This window comes from Prevotella illustrans, from assembly GCF_017426725.1.
Taxonomy (GTDB): Bacteria; Bacteroidota; Bacteroidia; order Bacteroidales; family Bacteroidaceae; genus Prevotella; species Prevotella illustrans.
This window is the reverse complement of record NZ_JAERMS010000010.1, coordinates 55,215-72,882: the sequence shown is the minus strand read 5'-3', so window position 1 is coordinate 72,882 and position 17,668 is coordinate 55,215. Positions and strand designations below refer to the sequence as shown.

The following is a 17,668-nucleotide window of genomic DNA, read 5'->3' as shown; positions in this document are numbered from 1 at the left end:
AATGATTTGATGCAACTTGTATGCGTTTTCACAAAAATTATTTAGGACACTATTGACTTCCTTCACTTTTTTGAAAAATATTTAGGACACTATTGGCTTCGAGCCCTTAAATATACATTGTTTTGTCAAGAATAATGAGTGTTTTTTAACACTTCCGGCACATTCCATACAGCTTTTTCAGATAGAAAAAGGCCACTGCTTTTCCGGTTTTTTATATTCGTTGATGCTCATTGCCATGCTTTCATCAAGTAAAAGGGCAGCTATTAGCTTGTCAAAGCATAGCTATTGGGTTGTAAAAAGGCTGCTATTGCGGGTTAAAAGCATAGCAAACAGGGGCAAACAGGCAAGGATGAAATTGGGATGAAAATACAACAGGCTGATAATCAGTGTTTTATAAACGTTCTGAAAAAATCGCGTATTTTCGACCAACGCTTCTCTTTTTCAAAATAATGCCACTTTTTTGATGGTATATGTAAAGATAATTCTCTTTTTTAACAATTTGATAATTGGCTTCATGATTTGCGTGGCTGTCGCTGTTGTCATTGTCGGTTGAATCCTCGATGGTATCTTCCGTATGACGTTTGCGAGCAAAAAAATCCCAACTCTCGATGTCGAGAATTGGGATTTCTATACTTTTGCTGTCTAAGATTACTTACGCAGGCCGAGTGCTTTGATGATAGCACGATAGCGTTCGATGTCAATCTTATAGAGATAGTCGAGCAAACGGCGACGCTTACCTACCAACTGGGTCAGTGAACGGGTTGTAACGTTGTCCTTGTGATTCTTCTTTACGTGCTCCGTCAGGTGAGCGATGCGATAAGTGAACAGCGCGATTTGGCTCTCGGCAGAACCTGTGTCGGTTGTACTTTTGCCATACTGGCCGAAAATCTCTTCCTTTTTAGCTTTGTCTAAATACATTACTTTAATTATGATTAATGGTTTTTGCATCAATTACATCCTTTGAGCGAGACGCTGTCTTAATCACTACATCGACGCTCTCGAATGCTTCGGAGATTCCGAAATGCGGCTGCAAAGGTAGTAAAAATTCCTTGTTGCTTATGCGATTGGCCCAAATATGGTTTCTTAATTTATCCTTTTTTAACCAAAAAGCGGGCTTTCAGCGTGTGTGCGGCGGACAAAAAAGCCTATGAAATCATAATCGGTGTTGATAATTTTTCGTAATTTTGCACCCACAAATTTTAAGGTATAAAGATTTAAAAAGATGCAAGACATTAGAAACATTGCGGTGATTGCGCACGTCGACCATGGCAAAACCACGCTGGTTGATAAGATGATGCTCGCCGGAAAACTGTTCCGTGACGGCCAGGATAACAGCGGTGAAGTTCTCGACTCCAACGATTTGGAGCGTGAACGCGGTATCACCATTCTCTCCAAGAACGTATCCATCAACTGGAAAGGCGTAAAGATCAACATCCTCGACACGCCGGGGCACTCCGATTTCGGTGGCGAAGTGGAGCGTGTGCTCAATATGGCTGATGGCTGCCTGCTGCTGGTCGACGCCTTCGAAGGCCCTATGCCGCAGACCCGTTTCGTTTTGCAGAAGGCTTTACAGATAGGTTTGAAGCCTATTGTTGTTGTCAACAAGGTGGATAAACCCAACTGCCGCCCCGAAGAAGTGTATGAAATGGTGTTCGACTTGATGTGCGACTTGAACGCCACGGAAGACCAACTCGACTTCCCCGTCGTGTACGGTTCGGCCAAGAACGGCTGGATGGCCGAGGACTGGACGGTTCCTACCGATAATATCGACTATCTGCTTGATACCATTTTAGACAAGATACCGGCACCAAAACAGATAGAAGGGACGCCACAGCTGCTGATCACCTCGCTCGACTATAGCAACTATACCGGTCGTATCGCCGTGGGCCGCGTGCATCGTGGAACGCTGCGTGACGGACAGAACGTGACGATCTGCCATCGCAACGGCTCGATGGAGAAAACGAAAATCAAAGAACTTCATACTTTCGAGGGAATGGGCCACGTGAAGACCGATCATGTGGACTCGGGAGACATCTGTGCCGTCATCGGTCTGGAGAAATTCGAGATAGGCGACACCATCTGCGACTTCGAAAATCCCGAGCCGTTACCGCCCATCGCCATCGACGAGCCTACGATGAGCATGCTTTTCACGATCAACGACAGTCCTTTCTTCGGTAAGGAGGGAAAGTTTTGCACCAGCCGACACATTCAAGAGCGTCTGGACAAGGAGCTTGAGAAGAATCTCGCCCTGCGTGTGAGGCCGTTCGAGGACTCTACCGACAAGTGGATTGTGAGCGGTCGTGGCGTGCTCCATCTCTCCGTGCTCATCGAGACGATGCGCCGTGAGGGCTATGAGTTGCAGGTGGGCCAGCCGCAGGTGATCTATAAACAGATTGATGACCAGAAATGTGAGCCGGTAGAAGAGTTAACCATCAATGTACCACAGGACTTTTCAAGTAAGATGATTGACATGGTGACACGTCGCAAGGGCGACTTGCTTGGTATGGAAAGCCAGGGCGACCGTGTCAACATCGAGTTTGAGATTCCTTCACGTGGTATCATCGGCTTGCGCACCAACGTTCTGACAGCTTCGCAGGGCGAGGCCATCATGGCTCACCGTTACAAGAACTACCAGCCTTTCAAAGGAGAAATCGACCGTCGTACCAACGGTTCGATGATAGCCATGGAGACAGGAACGGCTTATGCTTACTCCATTGACAAGTTGCAGGACCGTGGGAAGTTCTTCATCGACCCGGGTGAGGACGTTTATGCCGGTCAGGTTGTGGGCGAGCATGTTCACGACAACGACCTCGTTATCAACGTGACGAGAGCCAAGCAGTTGACTAACGTGCGTGCCAGTGGCTCCGATGAGAAAGCGCGTGTCATCCCGAAGACCGTCATGAGCTTGGAGGAATGTCTCGAATATATCAAGGCCGACGAGCTCGTTGAGGTCACTCCGAAAAATATGCGCATGCGAAAGATTATTCTGGATCATTTGGAACGCAAGCGTTCTAATAAGGAATAACGCATTGCGGTAATTAGTAAATAACAATATCGCTTTCTTAAAATGGCTCTTGAATAAAGAAGTGGCCTTTCAATAGCTTATTTCATTGCTATTGAAAGGCCACTTCTTATTGGGTATGATTGCTGCTTGGTACTGCAGTTACATGCAGGCGACCGTCAGTCCGGCCATCACAATACTGACCATTGACATAAGTTTGATGAGGATATTGAGGCTCGGTCCGGATGTGTCTTTAAAGGGGTCACCTACCGTATCGCCCACGATGGTGGCCTTATGGCATGCGGAGCCCTTGCCGCCAAAGTGCCCTTCTTCCACCATTTTCTTCGCGTTGTCCCACGCGCCGCCGGCATTAGCCATGAAGACGGCCAACGTAAAGCCGGCCGACAGGCCGCCAACCAAAAGGCCTAACACGCCTGCTACGCCCAGTACAATACCAACAATGATGGGGATGACAATAGCCATTACAGACGGAATTATCATCTCGCGTTGCGCTCCTCGGGTGGAAATCTCTACGCAACGGCTATAGTCGGGCGTTGCTTTTCCTTCCAATATGCCTTTGATTTCTTGGAACTGGCGACGCACTTCTTCCACCATGCTCTGAGCGGCGCGACCTACCGCGCCCATCGTGAGGCCGCAGAAGAGGAAGGCTGCCATTGCGCCGATGAAGGCACCGACCAATACTTTCGGATTCATTAGGTTGACTTGGAAGAAGTTCATGAAGTCGGTTATGCTGGCATTGTTGGGATTAAAGATGTTTCCTGCGGTGTCGAGGAACTGCTGTCCTTCACCGGCTGCCCTCACCATAGCAATCTTTATCTCTTCAACGTATGAGGCCAACAAGGCTAAAGCGGTAAGTGCCGCGGAGCCAATGGCAAAACCTTTGCCCGTAGCAGCTGTCGTATTGCCCAGCGCATCCAGCGCGTCGGTACGATGACGAACCTCTTCTCCCAACTCGCTCATTTCGGCATTGCCACCCGCATTGTCAGCTATCGGGCCGTAGGCGTCAGTCGCCAGTGTGATACCTAAGGTGGAAAGCATACCTACGGCGGCAATTCCAATACCGTAGAGACCGCGCGACATGCTGCCGGCACTCATGCTAAGATCGAATCCGTTGGCAAAAAGATAGCTCAACATGATGGCAAAACAGATGGTAACTACAGGTATACAGGTTGATATCATACCCGTTCCGACACCCTTGATGATGACCGTAGCCGAACCTGTTTGTGAGGCTTCAGAAATCTTTTGTGTAGGTTTATAGCTCTGTGAGGTATAGTATTCTGTTGCCTGACCGATGATAACACCGGCACACAGACCACTGATAACCGAGAAAGAAACGCCCAGCCAGTTTTCAATTCCCAGCAGATAGAGGATAATGAATGTAGCAATGGCTATCAATACGGCCGAAATATTCGTACCCAAGCCCAGCGAATGGAGCAGGTCTTTCATCGTAGCGCCCTCCTTTGTCTTCACGAGGAAGATGCCGATGAGGCTCAGGAAGATGCCCACGGCGGCAATAATCATCGGTGCGATGACTGCCTTGAGCTGCATGTCGCCGTTCATGGCAAAGGCGGTAGCACCCAGCGCGGCCGTAGAGAGAATACTTCCGCAGTAACTTTCGTACAGGTCGGCTCCCATGCCGGCCACGTCTCCCACGTTGTCGCCTACGTTGTCGGCAATCGTCGCCGGGTTACGTGGGTCGTCTTCGGGGATGTTTGCCTCCACCTTGCCTACCAGATCGGCGCCTACGTCGGCCGCTTTGGTATAGATACCGCCACCCACACGGGCGAATAAAGCCTGGGTAGAAGCGCCCATTCCGAATGTAAGCATGGTGGTGGTAATGGTAATGAGGGCCATGTTGTCACCCCGATAGCAGTGGTTGAGAATCAGAAACCATAGCGCGATGTCGAGCAATCCGAGACCGACGACAACCAATCCCATGACCGCTCCGCTACGGAAGGCGATGCGCAGACCTTCATTAAGTCCTTTTCGTGCGGCGTTTGCCGTGCGAGCAGAAGCGTATGTCGCCGTTTTCATGCCGAAGAAGCCAGACAATCCCGAAAAGAGACCACCCGTAAGGAAGGCAAACGGCACCCATGGATTCTGTACTTTGAGTACGTATGCCATAAAAGCAAAAAGGATGGCAAGCGCAACGAAGACGTAAAAGACTACCTTATATTGTTGCTTAAGATAAGCCATGGCGCCTTTTCTGACATGCTCGGCGATTTCAATCATACGTTGCGTACCCTCTTCAGCCTGCATCATCTTGCTGAAAAAATACCATGCCATGCTCAAAGCTACTACCGAAGCGATGGGCACTAACCAAAATACTGTAGGAATTTCATTCATGATTTGTTAGATTTTTTGTGGTGTTTAAATATGTAATATGTAAGTTCTCTATTTACAACGATTGCAAATGTAAGTAATTTTCATGAAACTATTTGTAATTAAAATAGAAAAGTTTCAAAACGAATATCTTAATTGCAGATCTATGTCCGTTTGGGTAGCCTTATTGATTTGTTGCAGTCCGGAAGAAATACTTGTGCGGTCGAAGTAATGCGTGGTGCCCCATTTTCCTGATAATTGGATATTTCGGAATTGGAAAGAGGCCAGTAGCGCATATCTACATCCTTTGCCTGCAAACGACGGAATGTTCATCATATAAAGCAATGTACGCTCATAAGAGTAGACGCGACTGTAGTAGTCTTGGGTATGAAAATAGCCTATGCTTCCCAGAATGTTGAACCGTTTGCTTTGGAAACGACCGTGTTGCTCAAGTAAATAGCCTAAACTGTGCTTCTGATAGTTACAATAACTCAGGCTTGCTTTTGTCTTTAGCGTGAAATGATTGTGACTATATTCTACAGCTAAAAGTCCTCGATGGTCTTGTTTGGGGATGAGACTTGTTTTCTCTTCGTTATCCCGTTGCTTGTTGCGATAGCGATAACGGGCCTGAATGGTGAGTAACTTGTGTTGATAAAGCAGGTTGGTCATGATATCCCATCCACGGGAAGAGCCCAAAGTCTGATACTTTGGCCATGGGAAATAGGCCATGTCGGCGTAGGTAGAAAGTGTCAAGTCTTTTGTTATTCGCCAGTTGGCACCTAAATATAGTCCGCTTTCGTTTTGAGTGGAACCGCCATCGCTAAAGCTTAAACTTTGCAAAGCATAATAACGTAAGGCGTAAAAACGATATAAAGCAGTCAGTGCGAATTTGCTTGAAAAAGAATAACTGGCGGCATTGATGGAAGCAATGGCATTGCAATTTCCGTAAGCCGTTTCACCATTTACGGAGATATTCCCTCGGTTGTAACCATAGTTCACCCCGAGATTCCATATCTGTTGTCCCTGTGGAAGCCACATCCTGTATAATTGTGAAAGCGAGAACTGTCCGAGACTATCGATCTTCATCGGTTGAAGACTTCTGCTTAACCGATTGAAGATAAACGTAGCGCCTCCGTAAAATCCATTTTTTACAAGTCGCAGATGGACACCTCCCGTAGCGAGCGACGTATTATGCTTGCGGGCAAGTTCACTTTCTGTGCGATGATAACCACTGCCTGCTATATTATATAAGGTGGTGCTGTCTTTGTTGAGAGTCCCATCGAGATAACGAAAAGATAGAAAGGGCGTAATCCATACGGAAGGATGGGGGTGGAGAACGGCAGCCGCACCTTGCAGATAGTTGAACTCACTTTTTGAAGAATGGGCAGTAAGGATGTTGGTCGTGTTTCCGTTTGTAGATAGTAGGGAAGCCTTTCCCAAAGCCAAACCATTGTTAATAATCAGTCCCATCCCCGTTTTGATTTTATATCTGCCTACGACAAGGTTATCGAAAACACCAAACCGGCGTAGTTGAAAATAGAAAGAATAATGGTCATATCCGCTTTTGTTCTTCCCTTTAAACAATGGCTCACCGGCATCCTGTGCGGCAATGAATCCCCAACGCATTCGGTTTTTGGCGTTCATGTTGTAGCGAAGCCAGTGACGAAGTGGCCCTCCTTCGTATTTTCCGTTCGTCTGTCCGAGCCGTTCATACAAGGGAATGCCGACCATGGCCACCGCTTCATGCCCGGCATTGCGAAGAAGTTGACGAAATGTTTCTTTATTTTGCGCCATCTCGCCTATGTAGATGACGCAGCTTAAGAGCATTTTTCGGTCGGTGTCAAGTTCACGGAGCATGTTGAGTTCGGCCTTTGTTCGCATGCCATGGTATTTTCCCAGATACGTCATAATCTCATCAATCTGCTTCTCGTTGAGGAAAAGCAGTTGCCGAAGGTCATCTTCGGTGGCCTGATTGATGTTGATGGGATTGCGTGAAAACTCACTCAGCACTTGATGAACTTCTTCCCAAGAGGTCGATTCGGCTTCATCAAGTGTGGCAAGGTGTTCTAAATATCGTTCCCAATCATTGTTCTCTTGTGCGCAAACACCAATGGAGAACAATGAAAAAAGCAGAAAAAAGAAAGCGTGTTTCAAGGTATTAGAAACCTATTATCTATTGTGGATAAATTAAATTCTCTGGTTTGAGCTGATTCAAGACTTCTTCCAGATACTTTTTCGATTCATATCGGGCCATCGGAAGATCGTGCAGAAGACAGTTGCCGCAGTCTTTTGGTGTCGTCCCGGGTATCTCTTCCTCGTAATTGGCGATGAAATCAAACATACGTTGAAGCAAGGAGACGATATCCTTACTTTCCAAATCGCCGTGAAGAATCAGATAATTGCCTGTCAGACAGCCCATAGGACCCCAGTAAATCACCTTGTCTTTCCATTCCGCATCGTTCCGCAGGTAGGTGGCAGCCAAGTGTTCGATGGTGTGGATGGCACCGTTGTGCAGCACCGGTTCATGGTTAGGCTCTTTCATGCGCACATCAAAAGTCGTAATTACTTCGTTTCCAACTTTGTCCTTGCGGCTTACGTAAATACCACGGAGTAACTGCAGGTGATCGATGGTAAACGAGGGAATGGGCTTCATGCCTGCTTCATGAGATGAAGTGGGGGCAGATGTTGTTTTTTCTGACATCATATAAATGGATAATTATAAACGGAATAACGGAAAAAATATTTGTTGTCATGTGCGCTTAGCCGTCAGTTAGCGGCTAATACGCGGAGAAATTCTTTGGTGATATCAAAACTTCCTTCAGCCATTCTGTCCCAAAAGTCAAAATACATTTGGGCCTTATGGTCTTTAAGAGGAACGTCGCTGATAATTCGGAATGAAATAAACGGAACGCCGTAGATATGGCATGTCTGGGCTATGCTGCAACTTTCCATGTCGACAGCCGTTGCTTCGGGAAAGTGGTTCATGATTTCTTTCATCTTGACTTGGTTGTCAACAAACCATTCTCCGCTGACGGTCAGCCCGCTGATAATACGCGGTAAGGTGTTTTTCGTGTTGTCTTTGGGCGCCGTCTGATTGATAGAGAGTGCTTGGCTGACCAGCTCTTCGGGTGCTTTGAAGCGTGCCGGCATGCCTAAGATTTGGCCGTATTGGCAGTTGTCGCCGCAGTAAGCGTCGTGATAGACACATTCACGGGCCACCACAACATCGCCTACGTTCAACCCGATGTCGGCTCCGCCGGCACAACCGCTCGAAATAATCAGGTCGGGATGGTAGCGATGAATCATTTCCACGCAGCCAATGGCACTGTTCACCTTGCCTATTCCGCACTGCATCAGTATGATTTCGTTGCCAAAAGCCTGACCCGAAATAAACGTCTTATGATTAAACGTTTCGCTGACAGGAACTTCGAGCAAGCCTTCCAACTGCTTGAACTCCTTGTCCATAGCTACGATAATTCCAATTCTTTGCATCTTTTGTATGTTTTAAAACCGAAAGGCGACACTTTTATTTTCATGTGAAAAATACGCTTTCCCGCATATTTTACAGAGTCTTTGTGTCTCTTTGTCCTCACAGCAGATTGCTACCGCACAACAAATATATGGCTTTTTTGTCAATTCTCCGTACTTTTTGCATAAATAGATAGCTGTTTGGACTATTTATTTTCATTAATCTCAAATTGATTCACGGCACGATGGTGGAATTACCGCTATGTGGTAATGCGATTACCGCTGCGTGGTAAACGGCTTCCCATGGGCTGGTAATATGATTACCGCTGCGTGGTAATACGATTACCAAAACGCGGTTTCATTTTGGTAATTTCTCTTTAAGCTTTTGATATGGCTGCTTTTATGCTGTTCAAACGGCCGATTTGGAGTTGTTGTTGTTAGTAAAAATAATTCAATAGCATGCCGTCGGCCGTGCTCAAAGCGCAAAAACAGCGAAAAGATCGTGGATTAGGCGGATATATGGTTGATTTTTTGTATTTTTGCCTTGTAAATAATCTATAATGAAATGAAAGTTTTGAAGAAGTATCTGATAGACATTGCTGCTGTCGTATTATTTATTGTAATCTCATTTGCTTATTTCTTCCCGGCCGATATTGATGGTCGCATTCTCTATCGGCACGATTCTTCGGCCGGTAGAGGGGCCGGTATTGAGATGAGTCAGTACACGGAAAAGACCGGTGAGACCACGCGTTGGACTAATTCCTTGTTCAGCGGCATGCCAACTTATCAGATGGCTCCCTCCTATAAAAGTGGTTCGGTGCTCAATCAGGCCGAAAAAGCCTATCATTTGTGGCTACCTGAGAACGTATGGTTCCTTTTTGCCTACCTGCTGGGCTTCTATATTCTGCTTCGGGCTTTCGATTTCAGAAAGTCGTTGGCTGTCTTAGGCTCTGTCATTTGGGCTTTCTCCAGTTATTTTCTCATTATTATTGCGGCCGGTCACCTGTGGAAGGTGATGGCGTTGGCCTATTTGCCGCCGATGATGGCGGGCGTGGTGCTGGCGTTCAGAGGTAAACTGATTCCCGGTTTCATCGTTACGGCCATCTTTACGGCCTTTGAGGTGAATGCCAACCATGTGCAGATGACTTATTATTACTTGTTCATCATCTTGTTTATGGTCATCGCCTACTTGGTGACGGCTATTCGGGAGAAGACACTGAAGCAGTTCTGGAAAGCAGTCGGTGTGTGTGCCGCCGCTGCTGTTTTGGGCATTTGTATCAATCTTTCCAACCTGTATCACACCTGGCAGTATGGTCAGGAGAGTATGCGCGGCAAGAGCGAACTGGTGAAAAAGAACTCGGCGGTACAGACCAACAGTGGTTTGGATCGCGATTATATCACGCAGTGGAGTTATGGTATTGACGAAACGTGGACGCTGTTGGTGCCCAATACCAAGGGCGGCGCTTCTGTTCCGTTGACTGCTAATCGTAAGGCCATGGAGAAAGCCGACCCGAATTTCATGCAGATTTATCAGCAGTTAGGGCAATATTGGGGTGACCAACCCGGCACGAGTGGCCCCGTTTATGTGGGCGCTTTCGTGTTGATGCTCTTCATTTTGGGACTCTTTATCGTCAAAGGCCCGATGAAGTGGGCGTTGCTGGCAGCTACCATCTTGTCGATACTCCTTTCATGGGGGCGTAACTTTATGCCGTTTACCGACTTCTTCCTTGACTATGTGCCCATGTACAGCAAGTTCCGAACGGTAGCTTCCATATTGGTCATTGCCGAATTTACGATTCCGCTTCTGGCCATTATGGCTCTGAAGGAGGTTATTGAAAACCCCGATGTGCTGGCTCGGAAGATGAAATATGTCTATATCAGCTTTGCGTTGACGGCCGGTGTGGCCCTCTTGTTTGCCCTTATGCCCGGTGTTTTCTTCTCAAGTTTCATTTCTGTGCAGGAACAAACCGCGTTTAAGAGTATTCCGAGTGAGTATCTCGCGCCGTTGACGGCTAATCTGAATAGCATGCGCGAGAGCATTTTCACGGCTGATTGCTGGCGCTCGTTCTGGATTATCGTGCTTGGAATGTCGCTACTCTTCCTTTATAAGTATAAGAAACTGCGTGCCGATTATGTCATCGGCTTGATAACGGTGCTGTGTTTCATCGACATGTGGCAGGTAGACAAGCGCTATCTCAACGACGAAATGTTTGTGGAGAAGAGCGTGCGTGAAACGCCAATGCAGATGACAGCCACCGATCGCCAGATATTATTAGATAAGAGTCTTAACTATCGTGTGCTCAATCTGGCTTCAAATACGTTCAATGAAAACGAAACGAGCTATTTCCACAAGAGTATAGGTGGCTATCACGCGGCCAAGTTGCGTCGCTATCAGGAGGTGATAGAAGCCTATATCCATCCCGAAATGCAGAAACTGATGACTGCGGTGCAAGAAGCGGGCGGCGATATGACGAAGATTAATGGCGATAGCATTTTTCCCGTGTTGAACATGCTCAATGCCAAATACTTTATTCTGCCTTTGCAGGCCGGACAGACTGTGCCTTTGCAGAATCCATACGTATATGGTAACGGTTGGTTTGTTGACCGCCTCGACTATGTAGACAATGCGAATCAAGAATTGGATCGCGTCGGCAAGCTCAATCTACGTCATCATGCTGTAGCCGATAGGAAGTTTGAAAAGCAGTTGGGCAAGGCTGTGGCTGAAAACGAAACGGCATTGGTGAAGCTCACCGCTTATGAGCCTAATAAGCTAACCTATCAAGTGAAGTCTGATAAGGGTGGTGTCGTAGTGTTCTCCGAGGTTTATTATCCGGGTTGGGAAGCCACCATTGATGGTAATCCCGTTGAACTGGGGCGCGTCAATTATATTCTTCGGGCTATCAATGTACAGCCCGGAACCCATCAGGTGGTGCTCAGCTTCTATCCCAAGAGTGTCGATGGAACAGAAACTATCGCTTATGTAGCATACGCTATCCTGCTTGCGATGATAGGATTATCGGTTTATTTCGAGACTCGTAAAAAGAAAACCGTATGAAAAAACTACTTTCCCTTCCCCCTAATTTAGTAGAATGTTTCCATGATATTACAGGGTACGACCGCCAAGAGTGGTTCTGTACGCACGATCCGGTCAATCAAAAGCTAGGTTCGGGAGGCGGTTCCGTATGGTTGGTAGACCGCTATTTGGCAGAGCGCAAAGGGCTGTCGGGAGAAAAGAGTGACACGAATGAAACTTCTTGTCTGTCTGCCGAAGAACGTTATCTGCTGTTGCATGCCGGCGGACAGAGCCGAAGACTGCCGTCGTATGCACCTTCGGGGAAAATATTGACACCCATTCCCGTATTCCGTTGGGCCCGTGGGCAGCGCCTTTCGCAGAATTTGTTATCGTTACAAGTGCCGCTTTACGAGAAGATTCTCAATGCGGCGCCTCGTCATCTGAACGTGATGATTGTCAGTGGCGATGTATATATACGGGCCACACAGCCTTTACAGCCTATCCCTGACGATGTGGACATCGTGTGTTACGGACTTTGGCTGGGGCCGGAGATTGCACAAAATCATGGCGTCTTCGTGTCGTCGCGTGAGCACCCTACTGAAATGGAGTGTATGTTGCAGAAGCCTTCGGTTGAAACGTTGAGCAATCTGCAGAAAGACCATTATTATCTGACGGATATCGGCGTGTGGTTGTTGAGTGATAAGGCCATGACGGCATTGGCCCGAAAGTCGAAAACACCTTCGGGAGAATATCGGGAATACGACCTTTACGGCACTTTTGGCTGTGCGCTGGGTAGCCATCCGTCGTTGCCCGACCCTGAAATGGCCGATCTGAAAGTGGCAGTTCTGCCTTTGCCGGGCGGTGAGTTTTATCATTTTGGTACGAGTAGAGAACTGCTTTCCTCAACGTTGGCCATTCAGAATCTGGTGAACGACCAGCGTGAAATCATGCACCATTCGCGCAAACCGCATCCTTCTATCTTTGTACAGAATGCCGTTACGGAGGCTGCCATTACAGGCGAGAACCGTAATCTTTGGATTGAGAATAGTTTTGTTGGTCGTCATTGGATGCTGACAAGCGAGAATATCATTACCGGTGTGCCCGAGAATGACTGGGCGTTGGACTTAGAACCCTGCCAATGTGTGGACATTGTGCCATTGGATGAGACCGCATGGGTGGTGCGTCCTTATGGTTATTATGACAAATTCGCGGGCTCATTACAACAGCAAAAGCTATTTCCGGTAGTTCGTTCGGTGGCCGACATGGGTGAGGTTCTGCAATATATGTTGAAGCAAAACCTTTCAGAGCATGCGCGCAAACTATATGATGAAGCCGAAAAGCTAAGTGCGGAGGACATATCGGCAAATGCAAATCTTCGCCGACTGGAAGCACAACGCAGGCGGTTTCGTGCGGAAGCCTGGCCGCGGCTGGCCAGCAACTATGAACATAGTGTATTCTATCAACTGGATTTGGAACATGCCGCACAGGAGTTTGCCCAATTCCAGCTACCTATGCCTGAACGTCTGCCCGCAGAAGCACCGTTGTTGACACGCATTCACGATGCGATGTTCCGAGGAGAGCCCGATCGGGCCTTCGGCTTGTTGCGTGAAGGGCTGACCCGTAGAGCACTGGAAATGAAGCAAACACCCCACATGAATGTATATGCAGATCAGATTGTGTGGGGAAGAAGTCCGGTGAGAATTGATTTGGCGGGTGGATGGACCGATACGCCACCTTATTGTCTGACGGAGGGTGGTAATGTTGTTAATCTTGCTATTGAATTAAACGGGCAGCCTCCATTGCAGACATACGTGAAGCCCTGCAAAGAACGGAAGATTATTCTGCGCAGTATTGATCTGGGCTCGGCCGAAGAAATTACTACCTATGAGCAACTGGCTGACTTCAATAAAGTGGGCAGCCCATTCTCCATTCCCAAAGCGGCTTTGGTGTTGTCAGGCTTTCAGCCCGGTTTCTCTTCGATAGACTATCCCAGTCTTTCAGCTCAGCTTGAGGAATTTGGTTGTGGTATCGAGTTGACCATGCTCTCGGCGATTCCCGCGGGCAGCGGTTTAGGTACGAGTTCCATTCTTGCCGCTACGGTATTAGGAGCACTCAATGATTTCTGTGGCTTATCGTGGGATAAGAACGAGATAGGGCAACGCACGCTCGTATTGGAGCAATTACTCACGACGGGTGGTGGATGGCAAGATCAGTTTGGCGGTTTACTGCCCGGAATCAAGTTGTTGCAGACCGGCAAAGGATTCTCACAAGAGCCTATGGTGAAGTTTCTGCCAACGGAGATGTTTACCGGACAGGAATACGCGCCTTGTCATTTGCTCTATTATACGGGCATTACTCGCACGGCTAAGGATATCTTGAGCCAGATCGTGCGTAGGATGTTCCTCAATCAACATGAGCAACTAGAATTACTATCGGTAATGAAGCAGCATGCGCTTGATATGTATGATGCCATCGTTCGTCAGGATTTTGCGTTGATGGGACAGCTTGTCCGTAAGTCGTGGCAGCTTAATCAGCTGTTGGATAGCGGAACGAATCCGGCTTCTGTAGACCGATTGACGGCTTTGGTAGATGATTTGTGCTTAGGGTATAAGTTGCCGGGTGCGGGCGGAGGCGGTTATCTCTACATGATTGCGAAGGATCCCGATGCGGCCGCACGTATCAAACAACGGCTGCAGACCGACCATGAGAGTCCCAATGCACGTTTTGTAGATTTGCAATTAAGCAAGACCGGACTCCAAGTCAGCCGTTCTTAATATATTATTAAAAGGAGATTGCTCGTGGAATTCAGAACAATCGTAGACATTCCTGTTTCTTCTTGGAAGATAAAACCTGCCCACCGATTGTTGTTTGTGGGCAGTTGCTTTGCGGGAAACATCGGCCGGCGTTTTTCGGAAGAGCGTTTTCGTGTGCAAGTTAATCCTTCTGGCGTGATGTATAATCCGGTCAGCGTACAGCATGAGATAGTCCGGTTGACTGCCGACGAAGCGCAGCCGCCGTTTGATGTGGTGTTTATAACGCTTGGGACAAATCATGTTTACGTGTTGAATGAAACGGGCGAAATTGTAGATAACTGCAATAAGCGACCACAACAGCTCTTCACGGAACGCGAACTGACGGTTGATGAGTGCGTGGAAGCGTTGCGATCCGCTGTAGACAGACTGCTTCAACGTAACGCGAATGTACGGGTCGTGATGACGGTAAGCCCCATTCGTTATCGCAAGTATGGCTATCATGAAAGCCGGTTGAGCAAGGCGACGCTGTTGCTGGCGGTCGACAGGTTGTGCAAGCTCTCTATACATAATCAAGTAGTGAGCTATTTCCCCGCCTACGAACTTGTATGCGATGAGTTGCGCGACTACCGTTTCTACGACGCGGATATGCTTCATCCGTCCGCCCAAGCCGTAGAATATATCTGGGAACGCTTTGCCGAGGCCTATTTTGACGATGTGGCCAATACTTTTATCGCCGAATGGAAACCGATAAAGGACGCGTTGGGCCATAAGCCTTTTAATCCCGACTCGGAGGAATACCGAAAATTTCGAGCGGATGCGGAATCGAGATTGAAAGCGTTTGAGGCAAAGTATGCGGTAGGGAAATAGCTTATGGGAGAAAAGGCTTACACGGTTTTGAAACGAAAACGGTGTAAGCCTTTTTCATGTGGGGTGACATAAGCCCTTAGTTGGAATCGCTACACGATCATATTGACCAAGTAGAGCACGACAGGTATGGTGACGGCGGCTATTCCGATAACGTCGATATAGACGCCGGTCTTGATCATCTTGGTGATGGGAATATAACCACTGGCATAGACGATGGCGTTGGGTGGAGTAGAGACGGGAAGCATGAAGCCCAATGAAGCGGAAAGAGCTACGCCGACGGCTACCGGAATGGGGCTGAAACCCGCGGAGACGGCCGCGCCGATGGCCAACGGACCTATCATGTTGGTGGCTGCCGTGTGGGATGTAAGCTCCGACAGTAGCAAAGCCATGACACAGAACACCGCAACGAGGATAAGTTCGGAAGGCCGGCCACCCATGATGGAAATGATTTGATTGCCGATCCAGGCCGAGAGACCTGTGCTATACATCATGCCGCCCATGGCCAGTCCGCCGCCGAAGAGCAATAACGTTCCCCATTCTACGCCCGCCACGGCGTCTTTCCAGCGCAGTGTCATCCAGCCTTTCTTCAGATTGACAGGCAAGAAAAAGAGCAACAAGGCACCTACCATGGCAACGACGGCCTCGGGGAAGAGCTTGTTGTAGCCTTTCAGAATATCGCTTTCCGTTCCGAAAAAGATACTGAGAAACCCCGGAGTGACCCATAATACAACGGCCACGATAAAGGCCGTGAGCGTGTTCTTCTGCGCCTGCGTCCATTGACCCAACTCTTTTTTCTTCTGTCCGATAAAAGCTTGCGCGCCTTCAATATGCTCCACGTCGGCGGGAAACATCTTGGAAAGAACGATATAGGCAATGATAAAATAGCACACCATGGCAACGAATCCCCATACCATCCATTGGAAAAATGAAATATGAATATCGCTCATTTCGCTCAAAAAGCCGAGCATAATGATATTAGGTGGTGTTCCGATGGGTGTTAAGACCCCTCCGATGGAACAGGCGTATGCGGTCATCAGCATCAGACCGGTCGCGTATTTGTATGTTTTAAGGTCTATCTCTTTGCCGTTGGCAGCCATCATTTCGCGGATAGCCTCAAGCAGACCGAGCGCAATGGGAAACATCATGGCGGCCGTGGCCGTATTGCTGATCCATCCGGAACAAAGCATACAGGCCAAACCTATGGCTAAGAATATCTTGCGGGGACTGTCGCCCACCCATTTCATGGAAATAATGCCGTAGGCTATGCGCTTGTCGAGCCCGTGAACCATCATGGCCTTGGCTATCATGAAGCCACCCATGAACAGGAAGATCATCGGGTTGGCAAAAGCGGCGAAAGCCTCTTTCATCTTGACAACGCCGCATACGACACAGAGAGTAGGGCCGAGCAACGAGGTCACGGGAATGGGAATCGGTTCGGTAATCCACCATAGCGCGACGAGGGTCATGACGGCCAGTAGCTTGTGAGCTTCGGGCGTGAGACCGTTGATAGGGGTTATCCAAACTAATAAGGCGCAGATGGGGCCGAAGACGGCACCGGCATAGCGGCGGTTGCGGTCGAATCTCGAATTGGGATTGATTGTGGTCTGTTCCTCCTCGGGAGAGATCCTTTTTACTTGAATGTCATTCATAGGTTTGATAGTTAAATCATGATATAATTCGGATGCAGCAAATATAGTGAATAATTCAACTCGTTATACCAAAAAGTGAGGGTAATATTTAAATAGGATAGTTTTTAGTGCTTTTTAAAGAAAAAACATTAAAAAGGGCCATCTAAATAACAGACTCTTGGAAAATATTGTATATTTGCGATATATTATATTAAGTTATTAACCTTATTAAATCAAGCGTTATGAGTCAGATTACCTTGTTGATTATCGGTGCTGTTATTGCGTTATTGGCCATTGCCATCGTCAATTATTCTTACCAAAAACGTATCAGCTTTCATCCCGATGAACTGAAAAAGAGAATTGAAGTCATTTTTCGGGAGCGGAAAACCGTTGAACTTTCAAGAACAACATTTTTGGTGAGCTTGAAAAATAAGTATGGTTGTTCTTATAAGAAGGCGCTTTACTTATTGGGCAAGGCCCGTGAAGCGGGGTTTGTTCAGGTAGAAGGAAAGAATATACGTATCGTCGAAAGTTGATTCTGATTTTTATAATATTTCTTTGGTCGTTTCTTTAGGTTGAAGTATCTTTGCAAGTG

11 protein-coding genes are annotated in these 17,668 nt (G+C 47.6%); 5 read left to right on the top strand and 6 right to left on the bottom strand.

The window, feature by feature from the left end; genetic code table 11:
- Positions 1-648: 648 nt before the first annotated feature.
- A complete protein-coding gene (gene rpsO / locus JHU38_RS05135) occupies positions 649-918 on the bottom strand; it encodes a 30S ribosomal protein S15 (protein ID WP_107581130.1) in 270 nt (89 codons plus the stop codon).
- Positions 919-1,222: 304 nt separating this feature from the next.
- On the opposite strand from rpsO, the gene typA reads away from it, so the two are divergent.
- On the top strand, positions 1,223-3,025 hold the full coding sequence (gene typA, locus JHU38_RS05130) for a translational GTPase TypA (RefSeq protein WP_107581129.1): 1,803 nt from the start codon (positions 1,223-1,225) through the stop codon (positions 3,023-3,025).
- Between the two features lie 138 nt (positions 3,026-3,163).
- Here the strand turns inward: typA and JHU38_RS05125 are convergent, their stop codons facing one another.
- The 4 genes from JHU38_RS05125 to JHU38_RS05110 all read right to left on the bottom strand — a co-directional run bounded on the left by JHU38_RS05125 (position 3,164) and on the right by JHU38_RS05110 (position 8,836).
- On the bottom strand, positions 3,164-5,368 hold the full coding sequence (locus tag JHU38_RS05125; protein WP_107581128.1) for a sodium-translocating pyrophosphatase: 2,205 nt from the start codon (positions 5,366-5,368) through the stop codon (positions 3,164-3,166).
- Between the two features lie 114 nt (positions 5,369-5,482).
- On the bottom strand, positions 5,483-7,498 hold the full coding sequence (locus tag JHU38_RS05120) for a DNA-binding protein (protein ID WP_107581127.1): 2,016 nt from the start codon (positions 7,496-7,498) through the stop codon (positions 5,483-5,485).
- Positions 7,499-7,517: 19 nt separating this feature from the next.
- Positions 7,518-7,997, bottom strand: a complete 480-nt coding sequence (locus tag JHU38_RS05115) for an S-ribosylhomocysteine lyase (RefSeq protein WP_107582296.1) — start codon at positions 7,995-7,997, stop codon at positions 7,518-7,520.
- A gap of 113 nt (positions 7,998-8,110) precedes the next feature.
- Positions 8,111-8,836 (bottom strand): 5'-methylthioadenosine/adenosylhomocysteine nucleosidase, encoded by a 726-nt coding sequence (locus JHU38_RS05110; protein ID WP_107581126.1) that lies wholly within the window; start codon positions 8,834-8,836, stop codon positions 8,111-8,113.
- 541 nt (positions 8,837-9,377) lie between these two features.
- Here JHU38_RS05110 and JHU38_RS05105 point away from each other — a divergent pair.
- Genes JHU38_RS05105 through JHU38_RS05095 form a run of 3 tightly spaced genes read left to right on the top strand, consistent with a single transcriptional unit; the run spans position 9,378 to position 15,445 of the window.
- Complete coding sequence (locus JHU38_RS05105) at positions 9,378-11,867, top strand: YfhO family protein (RefSeq protein ID WP_107581125.1); 2,490 nt, start codon at positions 9,378-9,380, stop codon at positions 11,865-11,867.
- Positions 11,864-14,599, top strand: a complete 2,736-nt coding sequence (locus tag JHU38_RS05100) for a bifunctional fucokinase/fucose-1-phosphate guanylyltransferase (protein ID WP_107581124.1) — start codon at positions 11,864-11,866, stop codon at positions 14,597-14,599. The genes JHU38_RS05105 and JHU38_RS05100 overlap by 4 nt, the downstream gene beginning before the upstream one ends.
- A 24-nt stretch (positions 14,600-14,623) precedes the next feature.
- Complete coding sequence (locus tag JHU38_RS05095; RefSeq protein ID WP_107582295.1) at positions 14,624-15,445, top strand: GSCFA domain-containing protein; 822 nt, start codon at positions 14,624-14,626, stop codon at positions 15,443-15,445.
- An 89-nt stretch (positions 15,446-15,534) separates the two neighbouring features.
- Here JHU38_RS05095 and JHU38_RS05090 read toward each other — a convergent pair whose 3' ends face one another.
- Positions 15,535-17,094: an SLC13 family permease gene (locus JHU38_RS05090; RefSeq protein ID WP_107581123.1), complete on the bottom strand. Its 1,560-nt coding sequence runs from the start codon at positions 17,092-17,094 to the stop codon at positions 15,535-15,537.
- Positions 17,095-17,315: 221 nt separating this feature from the next.
- Between JHU38_RS05090 and JHU38_RS05085 the strand changes: the two genes are divergently transcribed.
- Complete coding sequence (locus JHU38_RS05085) at positions 17,316-17,609, top strand: hypothetical protein (RefSeq protein WP_107581122.1); 294 nt, start codon at positions 17,316-17,318, stop codon at positions 17,607-17,609.
- Positions 17,610-17,668: the final 59 nt, after the last annotated feature.